Raw genomic sequence first — 13,560 nt, forward strand, 5'->3', positions numbered from 1 at the left:
TTTTCTCCCCTTCGCTTTACTCTCCATCTCCATCTTCCCCCTCCACTAATGTAAATATCTCCTCTATCGGCTCCCTAAAAATCTGTGCGATTTTTAGCGATAACACAATAGATGGCGCATAATCTCCGCGCTCAATTAAACTAATGGTTTGCCGTGATGAGCCAATCGCTTTCCCTAAATCCCCTTGTGATAAACGATGCTTTGCTCGAAATTCCCTCACTCGATTTCGAAGCTTCATGTCTTACCTCTTTTTCATTTATTCAATTAAAATTGTAAATAATATCCTTATTTTCTTCAATTATAATTGTCATTTTGACGTTAATAATTGACAAAGCAACTTCTATATTATTACATCCATACCCTATATAATGAACATGGAATATTAAACATGCGAGGTGACATATGAATAAAACATCTATCTTTTCTTATATTCTCACTAAACTTACAGCAGCTTGCTTATTATCTTTATTACTTACTAGTCTCACACTCTCCGGCGGTAGCGGGCTAACAAGATATAAATTTTTGACCGGATTACATGAACTACTCTTTACTTTACCTACACTTGTTATTGTTTCTTATGCAATCCTTTGTTCCGTTTTCATTGATAAAGTAAAATTTAAAAATCATAGCACCTTAAAAAAAGTATGTCTTTACATTCTTTGCGGTTATTTATTCTTTCTTCCATTCCTAATTTTTAAAGAAACAAATTTTCTCTTTGTACTTTTTGCAGGATCTATCGGAGCAATTTTTTCTGTTTTTTTCTATCTATGCACACTTATAACGAAAAAATTTATATGGATTGGATATATCATTCCTATTGTTATCTTGATTACACTCATCACTATTAACTTCGTTGATGTCACACAGAAGGAGCAATGGACTGAGAAAAGAACCCAAAACTCTTTCGAAGCATCTTTTCAACATTTCAGTGGTGAACATAAAATCCCAATTGAACTAAAACGGGGTGACATATTAGAATTTACCATTGAATCACCATCTGAAAATCCGAATGCCTACATGGGAGACATAAAAATGTCTAGTGAATTTCAAGAGGAAGAAAACTATTTAGCTTCAAACGGTCCTAATACGTACCAATTCGCGGCAATTAAAACAGGAACTTATTACATTATAGTTAGTGGAAATAAGTTAAAAGGAAAGTTGAAAGTAGATTGGAACATAAAATAAAAAGGCAGTGCCCAAAAGCACTGCCTCCCTAAAATATGACATAGAATGGATTCCATATTAACTTGCGTTTTGTACGAATACTCGTTTTAGCTGTTTGCGGAAACGAACGCCTAGCGTGGTTGCTATAATAACAACTACTCCAAAGATGATTTTGCCGATATGCTCTTCCAGTGCTCCGAAAATATCATGTAAGTTACCACCTAGCCAGTAGCCACCGATTAAGAAGAATGATACCCAAAATAAAGCACCGGAATAAATTGTGATTGCAAAGCGCCGGAATGGTAGGTTAATAATTCCTGCGAAGTATCCTGTAAAGTGGCGTACGCCTGGAATGAAGAAGCCGATAAAGATAAGAAAATATCCATACTTATCAAACCACATTCTCGTTAAATCAATTTTTCTTTGTGTTAAAAATACGTATTTCCCATATCTTTGAACGAAAGGCATACCTAATTTATTTCCTAAAAAGTATTGAATTGTCATTCCTACACTTGTCCCAATAAAGGATAGGATAATTAAAATCGGTAAACTTAAATCACCCTTCTGCGCTAAAAATCCCGCATATGCTAATGTTGGCTCTCCCGGAAACGGAAGTGCGATATATTCTAACAGCAAGCCAACAAGTACAACGTAGTACCCGTACTGCTGAAATAATTCATGAACCCATTCCATGTCATCTCTCCTTTCAATCACGTGCAACTTCTTACTATTATTGTATAAAAAAATTGTCGAAATAACTATCACAATAGCTTACATTTTTATTACATTTTTGTAAGGCTAACACTAAAATTTTCTGTTCTCTATTTGCTTATATCCATTATCATTTTAAAACAAGCTAACAACTATCTATCGTACGGAGAAAAGCCATTAATATACATTTTTTATCCAATTTTTAACACTCGAAAATCACCTTATTTTGTTCTCTATAAAAAACCACCACAAACTCATACGAACTTCATATTAGCTTCATATACGTATTGTAAGATTATATCGGAATTTGTTGAAAAATTTAACCAATATATGACTACACAATAAATTGAATAAATATAAGTCGCTTTTCGAAATTGAACAAAAGGGTGAATAAGAATGGACGCTTATAAAATGCATGATTTTATTAATACAAATGTTGAATCTCATCAAAATGAAACCGCTTTTAATTTGCATATCTGTGAAACAAATGAATTTGACGTAAGTTTAACAAAATCTACAACGCTGTCTTTTATCGTTTCAAAAAAGAGCATTAAAATTGTCACGAGAAAATGGATTAATTCAAATCAAGAAAGCATGATTGGAAAAAGCTACATCATTCCAACGAAAGCTTTTCACTATTTCTTGCCGATCATTTCTGAAACTGAAGATGAACTAAATATTCAAATTCAAAGTTTTGGACTACATGGTGAACTTTTATTAAATGAAAGATTACTTATTGATAAAAACAACAAATGTAATACAAAGATTACTACCTTCTTTGAAACATTAGATGAAAATATAAATCAAACATTACGAGGATTACAAATTCATTGTATGTAAGACTATTACAATGAGTAAAAGGAGAATATAATGAAAAAACTATTATTCAGTGCGCTATTATCATTAGGATTTTTAACTATTCCATTCGCAAATGCGGAGGCAGCTACAACGCAAGAACAACTTATCGTAAACACGCAGTTAAATAAAATGGATTATTATCAAGATGGAAAATTCATAAAAAGTTTTACTGTCGCTACTGGAAAAGCAGCAACACCTACACCTAAAGGTACTTTTCAAATCGTAAATAAAATTAAAAACCGTCCTTATTATACAGGGAAAATTAAAGGTGGCGATCCGCGTAATCCCCTTGGTGACCGTTGGCTCGGATTAAATATGGCAGGAACTTACGGAACAACTTATGCGATTCATGGAACTAACAATAATCAAGCAATTGGAAAAGCAACAACACTTGGTTGTATTCGTATGTATAACAATGATGTACGCTGGTTATTTGAGCGTATTCATGAACAAGCTACTGTCACTGTAAACTAACCTAAGAACAAGATTTACGTGTAGCCAAGAATTTTATGTCTTGGCTTATTTTATTTATTCATTTACAGTAGCAAAACAACTGTATTTACATATATAATGAAAATATATTGTGTTAAACAACATCGAAACATTTATAAACATAGATATTAAAATTATACAGTTATAATATTTTATAAATTTTACAATACATACTATAATAGAATTACTGTAATTCTGAACTATTCAGTGACACTAAACAATTCCCCTTGCTACTTTCATGATTATTTTATAGCGGGGGCTTATTATATGTATAAACAATCTGAGTCATCCAAAAAATGATGAATTCGAATATTGCAGTAAAAAGCGTTATTTAGGAGGTGTTACTATGACGCATATACTGGTGATTGAAGACAACCCAGATATACAAGAACTTATTCGTGAATTTCTAATGGCACAAAACTTTACTGTTGATGTAGTTGGTGCTGGAACAGAAGGCATTCTTCTTTTCCAAAAAAACTCATACGATCTTGTCCTCCTCGATGTAATGTTACCAGATATAGATGGCTATAGTATTTGTAAAATTATGCGAGGACAATCTGATGTACCAATCATTATGTTAACAGGCTTACATAATGAAGAAAGTGAAATTAAAGGATTTGAGTTAGGCATTGATGACTATATTACGAAACCGTTCCATTACGCGGTATTTATTAAACGCGTAGAAGCTGTATTAAGAAGGACAACAACGAAGGAAGCTGAAACCGCAACTATACTACAATTCCATGAATTGATGTTAAATTCTACAGCATACGCAGCTTATGTTCATGGTAATCAAATTGAATTAACAACAAAAGAATTTGAAATTATATATACTTTGCTACAAAATCGTGGAAAAGTATTATCAAGAAGTGATTTGTTGAATAAGGTATGGGGCTATGAACACTATGGTGATGTAAGAGTAATAGATACACATATTAAAAACTTAAGAAAAAAATTAGGAATTAATTATATTAAAACGGTGAAAGGCATTGGCTACAAAATCGAAGCGTAGCAAAGACAACATCACCAAGAATATTTTCATCAAAACCTTATTGTTTTGTATCCTTTTATCACTTTGCCTTTATCAAATTATTTATTTTTTAGCCTTAAACTACGATAAAGGGCATTATACGAAAAATCCTGAAACGCAAAATGTAGAACATGCGGAGTCAGATAAGAAAAACGATCAAAGTAAAAAGGAACAAAATAAAGCTGTATCAGAGAGTAGCATCTCGAATTTTCAGCCTTCTAGTATAGACTATAAAACACTCTCTACAGCCATCAATCATCTTTTGCAGCCTAGCCAAACTGCAAAAGCAAACACGAAAGAAAATACGCAAAATATTTCGGGGGAAAGTAACAAAACGGATTCACCTACTGGACTTGAAAAAAATGCCGCTAACAATAATGTCTTACATACGCAAAATGCAACAAATAAAACAAGTGAATCGCAAGATAATCCAAGTTTAGCAGATGCTCTGCACCAATTAGCCCCGCATATTGGTGCAACAATGCTTGCATTATCTTTGCTCGGTTCTTTAGTTTATGCAAAACTAATTGCCAAACCTTTTCAATATATGAGTGATACTTTAAAGGACATTATGAAGCTGGACTTTTCAGATAAACAATCACTTAACAAAAATGCGGATCAAACAGATTTTAATTTGCAAGTAGCCGCTTCACAGGTCCCACATATTGTGAAAAATTTACATGAAACAAATAAAGATTTACGAAATGAACTCAAGAAAGAACAACAATTAGAACAATCTCGGAAAGAATTTATGTCTATGGTGTCCCATGAATTAAAAACACCCATCGCTGCCGTTATGGGACAACTAGATGGCATGATTCACGGAATCGGTGCTTACAAAGATAGAGACAAATACTTAAAGCGATCCTACGAGATGATGCAAGATATTAACGTATTAACGGAAAAAATGTCAGAATTATCCAAAATACAAAACCCTCAATTTAAACCGAATTTAGAAGTTATTTCACTATCTAATATCATTGAGGACGTGATGAAAAAAGTAGATTACTTTATATCTGTAAAGCAATTAAATGTTCAATCTAATATTAAACAAGATGTACAAATTTTAGCTGATCCTCAGTTTATTCAAACTGCTATTTTTAACATTATTTCAAATGCAATTCATTATACAATCGATCATCAGCATGTATATATAAAGCTTTATGAAAAACCAAACGGTTACGCATTAGAAGTGTTAAATACAGGTTCACAAATCGACGAAGACAAACTCGCTCATTTATTTGAGCCTTTCTATCGTGCTAACCCTGGAAACAATGGCTTAGTACAAGGTAGCGGTCTTGGCTTATATATTGTAAAACAAATACTAGATAAACATCAGTTTCCTTATGGAATACAAAACACACCTCAAGGTGTAAAATGCTCGATTGTTTTTCCAAAAGCAATGTAAACTACTATAATTTCATACCCCAAACTCATACTTCGTATGAGTGGCGGAATTTTGTAGAGTGTCTTACTCTGTTTCGTTCGCCCGTTGTCCTTATTTGGATAGCGGGCGTTTTTTATTTCTTATCCCGCTATTTGCGGGCAGTAAGACTCCCCCCTCAAAATTCAGCTGGAGCAAAGAAGTTAGGTGGGAGTCGGGCTGCTCGTAAACGCCCGATTGGTGTGGGCTAATAATCAGTGGGGGATGAATAAAACCCCCACTGATTAAAGTTTCACTTTATAAGGAGGATCTTTTATGGAGAAGTTTAAGTTTTCATTATTGGTTTTATTCGGCGCCTGTAGCTACGGCGTACTTTCTACTATTTTTAAGCTCGGTTTTATGGATGGCTTTTCAGCCCATCAGCTATTAGGTGGACAATATGTCTTCGGTTGGATTGGACTACTTTTTCTCGTTCTTTTCTTTTCGCGTCATAAAGTGACAAAAAAACAATTCTTTTCGTTACTAACGGTCGGCACAACAATGAGTATGACTGGTATTTTCTATGCTATTTCTGTAGAAGAACTGCCAGCATCTATCGCTGTCGTTTTACTCTTCCAGTTCACATGGATTGGTGTAGTTATCGAAGCAATTGCAAATCGTACGTTGCCAAGCCGTGAGAAAGTTATATCTATTCTTATTTTATTTACTGGTACTCTATTTGCAGGTGGAGTATTTGAAGGTCTTGGACAAAATTTTTCTACGAAAGGTATTATCTTCGGGCTATTAGCTGCCGTCTCTTTTTCATTTTATGTTTTCGCAAGCGGGCGAGTCGCTACGGATGTTCCGCCTTATACGAAAAGCTTCCTTATGACAACAAGTGCTACAATCATTGTATGCTTATTCTTCCCACCGACCTTTTTAACAGACGGTGCCTTGCAAGCTGGCCTTTGGAAATACGCATTCTTTCTTGGATTTTTCGGAGTTATTGTACCTGTCATTTGCTTCTCAATTGGCGTACCAAAAGTAGGAACAGGACTTGGCACCATATTAGGTGCAGCTGAATTACCAACAGCAATTATCGCTTCCATTACACTCGTTCATGAAGTCGTATCACCTATGCAGTGGCTTGGTATTATTTTTATATTGCTTGGTATTTTCACACCGCAACTGCTTGATTATAGGAAAGAAAGAAAACATAATACAATGCATAGCGCATGAGAGAACATGACACTTGTATGAAAGTACAAATAAAGTTAATATATGGTATATAATTATAGCTAAGTAAGTCTTTTTGAGAGAAGTCATACAGCATAACAAAAGACCTTTCATTTACTTGAAAGGTCTTTTCCTTATATTTCACTTTACCGCTCCATATAACTTCTCTACCTCATGCCCAATTTGTTTTACATCGATTCGCTCAAATAATGGCTGTACATTATCAATTCGGTTCGGCAACGCATTTTGTGGTTCCCAACTTTGTTTAACAATCGACAATGTGTTTCTAACTCTTTCACTGGAAAACGGTAAAAATGGTTCAAGGAGATTTGCAAAATTAGCGATAAGGTAAACACAATTATAAATTGTTTCCTCACATGAAACTGGGTCGTCTTCCCTTTGTTTCCAAGGCTGCTTTTCATCAAAGTATTTATTTGCAAAGCGTACTGCATCAAATATTGTTTCTAGCGCCACCTTAAATTTAGTTTGTTCAATCGCCTCTCCTACACTTTTATATAATCCTTCAACCTTATCTTTCAGCTCTATATTAATACTCCCCTTTGGTACAATGCCATCATAATACTTTTCAATGAACTTTAACGTGCGATTCACAAAGTTCCCGTATGCACCTAATAATTCACTATTATGACTGTAAATGAATTCACGCCATGAAAAATCAGTATCACGATTTTCTGGTGCATTTACTGTTAAAAAGTAACGAATAGAATCTGGATTATAGCTTTCCAATATATCAGGTACCCATACTGCCCAGTTTTTACTTGTAGATAACTTCCTTTTTTCTACTGTTAAATACTCATTCGAAACGATATGACGAGGGATCGCTTCTTCTCCTGTTCCAAGTAATACCGCCGGCCAAATGATTGAATGAAACGGAATATTATCCTTTCCGTGCACATAATATGTTTTCGCATCTCTATCCCAAAACTCTTGATCATCTTTCCCTGTTTCTTCAGCCCAATGTTTACTCGCTGAATAATATCCTGTCACCGCTTCAATCCATACGTAAATTTTCTTATCCTCATATCCTTCCACTGGAATTGGTACCCCGATTGGTAAATCACGTGATACTGCCCTGTCTTGTAAGCCTTCCTTTAAATATCTCTCTGTTAATTGAATTGCATTGTCGCGCCATGTTCCTTTCTGCTTTGCAATTTCTACAGCCGCTTTAATTTGCTGCTGGAACTTATGCAATGCAAAATAGAAATGCTCGGTTTCCTGTACTGATGGCGTACTACCGCATAACTTACATTTCTTTTCTAACAAATCGAGTGGATCTAAAATAGCGGAACAAGCATCGCATTGATCCCCCCTCGCCCCTTCATGACAATGCGGACAAATACCTTCCACATAACGATCAGGTAGAAATTGCGTACACGTTTCACAATAAGCTTGTTCGACTATTTTTTTATAAATATGACCTTCTTCTAATAGTCGCAAAAAAACTTTTTGAACAGTTTCATGATGGTGTTCACTATCTGTACGCGTATAGCAATCATACGTAAAACCAAGATTATGAAAACATCGCTCGAATTCTTCATGATATTGATCAGCTATTTTCTTTACTGTAACCCCTTCTTGTTTTGCTCTAATTGCAATCGGTGTTCCATTACAATCACTTCCTGAAACATACAACACACTCTCACCTTTAGCCCGGTAATAACGAGCTAAAATATCTCCTGGCAATAAAGCTGCAATATGCCCAAGATGTAACGAACCATTTGCATACGGCCAAGCGCCTCCAATAAAAATACTCATCTTACATTCCTCCTTAAAAATATAAAAAGCCCCGCCCCTATCTTAAAAAAGATAAGGGCGGGGCTGTATAAACAGTCGCGGTACCACCTTATTTCGTCAGTCATTCACATAACTAACCTTAACAAGTACGGAGCTATATGCTCTTATACTGTGGTTTTGATAACGAGTACCAACTCTCGTCGTCGCCTACTATTATCATTTGATAAGTTCAGGACGAAGCTCAAAGGCCATTGTTCAAATGAATATTCTTGCTTCTTCTCAGCTACCGAAGCTCTCTGGAAAGAATGGTTTCATTCTACTTTTCCTTTTCAACGCTTTTATGTATAACACGTATTTTACGACTAAAGAACAGAAAAATCAAACTTTTATTCAAAAAGAACAGGAAATCTCATTCTCCCACCGAATAAGTATACGTTCACAAAAGGAGTGATAAGCTTGAATCAAAAGCAACTAAGTACTATTAATAAAAAAAGCTGGAATGCAGCTGCCTATGAAGCTTGGACAAATCGCCACGGTGCACCGGCAGAATATGCAAAAAAGCTCATGCAAGATCCTGTTCATGAAGTAGCTTATTATTTACCTTACATACACTCTCCAAAAGGGAAGCGTATTATTAATTTACTCGGATCAAAAGGAAATAAAGCAGTTGCTCTTGCCCTTTTAGGGGCGGATGTAACAGTTGTAGATATTTCAGCAAGCAATGAAAAATATGCAACTGAATTAGCAAAAGCTGCTGGAGTCTCTATTCAGTATATCGTTTCCGACGTACTAGATTTAAATCTATGCCTATCATTTGATATCGTATTACTGGAACTTGGCGTACTTCATTACTTTTTAGACTTAAAGCCACTCTTTCATATAATCTCTAACTTATTAAAACAAGATGGGACATTTATACTGCGTGACTATCATCCTGTTTATACAAAATTATTAGGAGTAGATCATCCAGCATTTCGAGCAAATGGAAATTATTTTGGTGAGGAACTTATTGAAGATGACGTAGCTTATAGTATTCTACTTACGGAATCACAGAAAAAAGCTTTACCGAGAACAAAGATTAGGCGCTGGACACTTGGAGAAATTATTACGGCAATGGCAGAAACAAATTTCAAAGTTGAAAAGCTAATTGAAGAACATGGACCTCATCAAAGATGGGTCTTCCCTCCTACTGCACCCGAAGGAATTGAAGAACGTATACCAGGTCTATATACATTAATTGCGACAACATGCAAAAAAGGATCCCTTCACGGATAGGATCCTTTTTTTTTGCATGCTTACGCATATAAGTTGAGGTTGGAGATTACCATAATTCTGTAGAATAGGACACAAGATATTTCAACATTCGTCTCTGACTTACGTCGTCAAAAAGGGGTATGACCAACATAACGAAGAGTAACGCTTCGGTTGATATTGATAATCGTTATCAACTAATTAGAAGTATACATGATGTTATTTCGAATTACAATAGTATTTCTTATTTTTATTTAAGAATTTTTGATATTTGAACTACCCCCACTTAACACTCTAACGAACTGTTTGAAGTGGGGGATTCCTACGAACACCAAGGTATCCCTCAGTTATATGAGTAGGCGATCCCCGTAGTCCCTATGGTTAGAAGCCTTACGGCCTCTTTTCTCAGATTTTGTCCTGCATTTACATCCCTATCATGATGCATACCACAAGAAGGGCACTTCCATTCACGCAGGTTCAAATCTTTTACGTCTTTATTTTTATTGCCACAATGTGAACAAAGTTGAGAGCTGGCGAATGTTTTCGATACTACAACTACTTGCTTTTCATACCATTGTGCTTTGTACAAAAGCATCGCTCTGAATTGTGACCATGATACTTCTTGAATCGCTTTCGCTAACTTACCGTTTTTCAACATATTGGTTACTTGCAAATCTTCTATCCCAATCACATCGTGGTTTTTGATGATCCTTGTAGAGAGTTTTTGCAAGTAATCCGTTCTTGCATTTTTGATTCGTTCATGAATACGAGCGACTTTAATTCGCTGTTTATGCCAGTTCGCTCCGCCTTTTGTACGTCTAGATAGAATACGCTGAGCATGAGCGAGCTTCTGCTCTAATATCCGAAACCATTTTGGATTGCCAAATACCTCGCCTGTTGAAAGAATGGCAAAGTTTTTCACACCAACATCTATGCCAACAGCGGAACTTGTCTTTGGTAATCCTTGTACTTCCACTTCAGCAAGAATCGAGACAAAATATTTCCCGCTTGGGTTCCTTCCGACAGTAGCGTTCAAAATCCGTCCCTCTACCTTACGACTTTTCGCAAATTTGACAAGGCCAAGTTTCGGTAACTTTATTTTATTACCTACAATCGCGATGTTCCCATTCGTGCACTTCGTTGTATACGATTGGACTTTATTGTTTTTCGACTTAAATTTGGGTGCTTTATTTTGTTTTTTGAAGAATCGTGTATACGAATCAGCGAGGTGATGAAGAGAAGATTGAAGGGCGATGCTGTCCACTTCTTTTAGCCATACAAATTCTTTTTTGAGAGTAGGTAATTGCGAAGAACAGGCGCCATACGTTAATCCTTTTCCTGTTTCTTTATATACCTCATTCCACTTTTCCAAAAAGTAATTGAATACAAAACGAGAACAGCCCATTGTTTTTGCAATGCCAATTTTTTGTTCTACATTAGGATAGATCCGAAACTGATACGCTTTATGGGTGAGCACCGCTTTTCACCTCACTTCTTATTTTTACTTATTTACAATCTTTTTCATGACATATATGAGAACGATATCAGAATATAGCAAAAAAATACTAATCACGTATCATTTCTTCTTTTTTTGCCGAAAGTCCCCTTTCCCTTTCAAAAAAATATACAAATGAAAGAACTTTTACAATGGAACAATTCCATAGATGTAAGAATGCTTCGGATATGTAGCATTTTCTTTCTATAGGAACGAACTGATTACGATACCTATACTGATTCTTCAACAAGAAGAACCTTTAAACCGCCATTCATCTCCCACCTACTCATTGGACCATTTCCTACCCATTCCTTGAGGTGGGAGTTTTCTGTCGGAAAATGATAAATGTATACATTTTAAGAACATTTACTCCTACTCATCTGCCCCTTTCCATTGTCTGCTATACTTTTCATTGAACAGATTAATAACTTCGTAATAAGGATTTTATTAATTTCGTTCCATATATCATTAAATCATAATAAATAGTTTTAAAGGTAGGGATAACGATGAAATATGTTAGTATTCGAAAAAAACTACTCTTCACACTTTTAAGCATTTGTTCCTTATTTAGCATTGCTCTAATTATTATTCTTACATTCGCTATGAGCCAAGCAAATGAAGTCGAAACATTAAAAAATGATGTATCGAAAAGAGCAACCATTTTAAAAGAACGTGGTGATTGGTTCCAAGCACAAGTTGCTGGCCTACAAGAATATTTACTATCGCACGATCAAAAAGGATTTGATAAATTCAACCGAGAAGGAAAGAAATTAGCTGATACAAGAGAAAAAGTAACAAGTGATAAAAACCTCCCTGAAGGAATGAAAGAGGCCATTTTAATGGGTGCGAAATGGCGAAGTGTCATTGACAATGAGGTCCTCCCTCTTGCACGTGAAGGAAAATGGGACGAAGCATCAAAAATCGCTTTATCTCAAACAGATTACGTAAATGACCTTTTAAGTCGATTTACTAAATATACAAATGAAGAGAATGAAAAACGTGACACATTAATTGCTGAAGTCCAATCTTCTTCATCTCTTATCCAATATATTATTTTCTTCTCACTCATTACATGCACACTAACTTCTATTTTATTAGCATGGTGGTTCTCTGGTAAACTTGTTAAACCTATTCGACAAATTGATGCGAAATTAAAAGAATTAGCTTCTCAAGATGGTGATTTGACTGCGAGATTGAATGTAACTAGTAAAGATGAAATCGGTGATATTGCACATTCCTTTAATCAAATGCTCGCCAACTTACAACGTATAATAAAGCAAGTTCAACAAACATCAACAAGCGTAAAAGAAGCTTCAGAAAATATGTTTATCGAAACAAATACATCTATGGACACTACTGCAAAAATCCAGGAGACTATGAATGCACTTGATTATAATATTCGTTCACAAGTGTCTAGCATCGAAGAAAGCTCAACTGCAATGGATGATATGGCAACAAGTGTTCAGCGTATTGCAGAATCTGCCTCTTCTGTTGCTGGCTTGGCTGTTACAACTTCAGAAAAAGCAGCTGATGGTAGTAAAGTAATTGAAAAATCTATTACACAAATGAATACAATTAATGAAGCTGTTAACGCTACATCACAAGTGGTAGAGCGACTCATTACACATACTAATCATATTGATACAGCCCTTCAATCCATTTCTAACGTTGCAGAACAAACGAATCTACTTGCTTTAAATGCTTCTATTGAAGCGGCCCGCGCTGGTGAACATGGTAAAGGATTCGCTGTTGTCGCTGATGAAGTTCGTAAACTTGCAGAACAATCTAAACTAGCTGCAACCGACATTAACCATTTACTTCATCAAATTCAAGAGGACACAAAAATAGCTAATAAAATGATGACACAAGGTCAATCAGAAGCTTCACAAGGAATCACAGTCATTCGTACTGCTGGCTCTTCATTCTCAGCAATTGTTAACCACATTAACGAAGTCGCTACACAGATGCAAGACATGTCTGCAACTGCTGAAGAAATGGCCGCAAGTTCTGAAGAGATGAATGCAGCTTTAAATAATATCGCTTCTATTTCAAACGAAGTTGCCGCTGAAACATCACAGACAGCATATTCAGCTGGTGACCAAGTAAGTGTAATGAAAGACATTGCTACAAAGTCATCAGAAATGAAAACTGCAGTACAAGAACTTGAAGGTCTCGTTTCTCATTTCAAAACAAATGCATAAAAAT

12 protein-coding genes and 1 other annotated feature are annotated in these 13,560 nt (G+C 35.4%); of the genes, 8 read left to right on the forward strand and 4 right to left on the reverse strand.

Annotation, left to right across the window (positions count from 1 at the left end):
* Positions 1 to 16: 16 nt before the first annotated feature.
* Entirely contained in the window at positions 17 to 238 is a 222-nt protein-coding gene (locus ACTFQM_RS19985) for a helix-turn-helix transcriptional regulator (RefSeq protein WP_440035974.1), read from the reverse strand.
* A gap of 164 nt (positions 239 to 402) precedes the next feature.
* On the opposite strand from ACTFQM_RS19985, the gene ACTFQM_RS19990 reads away from it, so the two are divergent.
* On the forward strand, positions 403 to 1,185 hold the full coding sequence (locus ACTFQM_RS19990) for a hypothetical protein (protein ID WP_265622951.1): 783 nt from the start codon (positions 403 to 405) through the stop codon (positions 1,183 to 1,185).
* 57 nt (positions 1,186 to 1,242) lie between these two features.
* Here the strand turns inward: ACTFQM_RS19990 and ACTFQM_RS19995 are convergent, their stop codons facing one another.
* A complete protein-coding gene (locus ACTFQM_RS19995; protein ID WP_440035976.1) occupies positions 1,243 to 1,857 on the reverse strand; it encodes a DedA family protein in 615 nt (204 codons plus the stop codon).
* Between the two features lie 414 nt (positions 1,858 to 2,271).
* Here ACTFQM_RS19995 and ACTFQM_RS20000 point away from each other — a divergent pair, with 414 nt between their 5' ends.
* The 5 genes from ACTFQM_RS20000 (at position 2,272) to ACTFQM_RS20020 (ending at position 6,857) form a co-directional block, all read left to right on the forward strand.
* Complete coding sequence (locus ACTFQM_RS20000; protein WP_400531228.1) at positions 2,272 to 2,715, forward strand: DUF3978 family protein; 444 nt, start codon at positions 2,272 to 2,274, stop codon at positions 2,713 to 2,715.
* Between the two features lie 30 nt (positions 2,716 to 2,745).
* On the forward strand, positions 2,746 to 3,207 hold the full coding sequence (locus tag ACTFQM_RS20005; protein WP_440035978.1) for a L,D-transpeptidase: 462 nt from the start codon (positions 2,746 to 2,748) through the stop codon (positions 3,205 to 3,207).
* A gap of 364 nt (positions 3,208 to 3,571) precedes the next feature.
* On the forward strand, positions 3,572 to 4,237 hold the full coding sequence (locus ACTFQM_RS20010; protein ID WP_002174104.1) for a response regulator transcription factor: 666 nt from the start codon (positions 3,572 to 3,574) through the stop codon (positions 4,235 to 4,237).
* Positions 4,215 to 5,663: a sensor histidine kinase gene (locus ACTFQM_RS20015; protein WP_400560467.1), complete on the forward strand. Its 1,449-nt coding sequence runs from the start codon at positions 4,215 to 4,217 to the stop codon at positions 5,661 to 5,663. Before ACTFQM_RS20010 ends, ACTFQM_RS20015 begins: the two co-directional genes overlap by 23 nt.
* 291 nt (positions 5,664 to 5,954) lie before the next feature.
* On the forward strand, positions 5,955 to 6,857 hold the full coding sequence (locus ACTFQM_RS20020; protein WP_400531234.1) for an EamA family transporter: 903 nt from the start codon (positions 5,955 to 5,957) through the stop codon (positions 6,855 to 6,857).
* 138 nt (positions 6,858 to 6,995) lie between these two features.
* Here the strand turns inward: ACTFQM_RS20020 and metG are convergent, their stop codons facing one another.
* Positions 6,996 to 8,630, reverse strand: a complete 1,635-nt coding sequence (metG, locus tag ACTFQM_RS20025) for a methionine--tRNA ligase (protein WP_440035981.1) — start codon at positions 8,628 to 8,630, stop codon at positions 6,996 to 6,998.
* Between the two features lie 50 nt (positions 8,631 to 8,680).
* Positions 8,681 to 8,951: a binding site (T-box leader), on the reverse strand.
* Positions 8,952 to 9,065: 114 nt separating this feature from the next.
* Here metG and ACTFQM_RS20030 point away from each other — a divergent pair.
* Positions 9,066 to 9,884, forward strand: coding sequence for a class I SAM-dependent methyltransferase (locus ACTFQM_RS20030; RefSeq protein WP_440035983.1), 819 nt, complete (start codon positions 9,066 to 9,068; stop codon positions 9,882 to 9,884).
* A 319-nt stretch (positions 9,885 to 10,203) separates the two neighbouring features.
* Here ACTFQM_RS20030 and tnpB read toward each other — a convergent pair whose 3' ends face one another.
* Entirely contained in the window at positions 10,204 to 11,337 is a 1,134-nt protein-coding gene (gene tnpB / locus ACTFQM_RS20035; protein WP_440035985.1) for an IS200/IS605 family element RNA-guided endonuclease TnpB, read from the reverse strand.
* A gap of 524 nt (positions 11,338 to 11,861) precedes the next feature.
* Between tnpB and ACTFQM_RS20040 the strand changes: the two genes are divergently transcribed.
* The gene (locus ACTFQM_RS20040; RefSeq protein ID WP_440035986.1) at positions 11,862 to 13,556 is read left to right on the forward strand and encodes a methyl-accepting chemotaxis protein; all 1,695 of its coding nucleotides are present in this window, start codon (positions 11,862 to 11,864) and stop codon (positions 13,554 to 13,556) included.
* Positions 13,557 to 13,560 lie beyond the last annotated feature (4 nt).

The organism is Bacillus cereus group sp. MYBK30-2 (genome assembly GCF_051915945.1).
Lineage (GTDB): Bacteria > Bacillota > Bacilli > Bacillales > Bacillaceae_G > Bacillus_A > Bacillus_A paramycoides.

What these genes read in the sequence shown, in the direction of transcription:
- ACTFQM_RS19985 (WP_440035974.1), bottom strand. Translation starts at nt 238, where the DNA reads ATGAAGCTTCGAAATCGAGTGAGGGAATTTCGAGCAAAGCATCGTTTA.
- ACTFQM_RS19990 (WP_265622951.1), top strand. Translation starts at nt 403, where the DNA reads ATGAATAAAACATCTATCTTTTCTTATATTCTCACTAAACTTACAGCA.
- ACTFQM_RS19995 (WP_440035976.1), bottom strand. Translation starts at nt 1,857, where the DNA reads ATGGAATGGGTTCATGAATTATTTCAGCAGTACGGGTACTACGTTGTA.
- ACTFQM_RS20000 (WP_400531228.1), top strand. Translation starts at nt 2,272, where the DNA reads ATGGACGCTTATAAAATGCATGATTTTATTAATACAAATGTTGAATCT.
- ACTFQM_RS20005 (WP_440035978.1), top strand. Translation starts at nt 2,746, where the DNA reads ATGAAAAAACTATTATTCAGTGCGCTATTATCATTAGGATTTTTAACT.
- ACTFQM_RS20010 (WP_002174104.1), top strand. Translation starts at nt 3,572, where the DNA reads ATGACGCATATACTGGTGATTGAAGACAACCCAGATATACAAGAACTT.
- ACTFQM_RS20020 (WP_400531234.1), top strand. Translation starts at nt 5,955, where the DNA reads ATGGAGAAGTTTAAGTTTTCATTATTGGTTTTATTCGGCGCCTGTAGC.
- metG (WP_440035981.1), bottom strand. Translation starts at nt 8,630, where the DNA reads ATGAGTATTTTTATTGGAGGCGCTTGGCCGTATGCAAATGGTTCGTTA.
- ACTFQM_RS20040 (WP_440035986.1), top strand. Translation starts at nt 11,862, where the DNA reads ATGAAATATGTTAGTATTCGAAAAAAACTACTCTTCACACTTTTAAGC.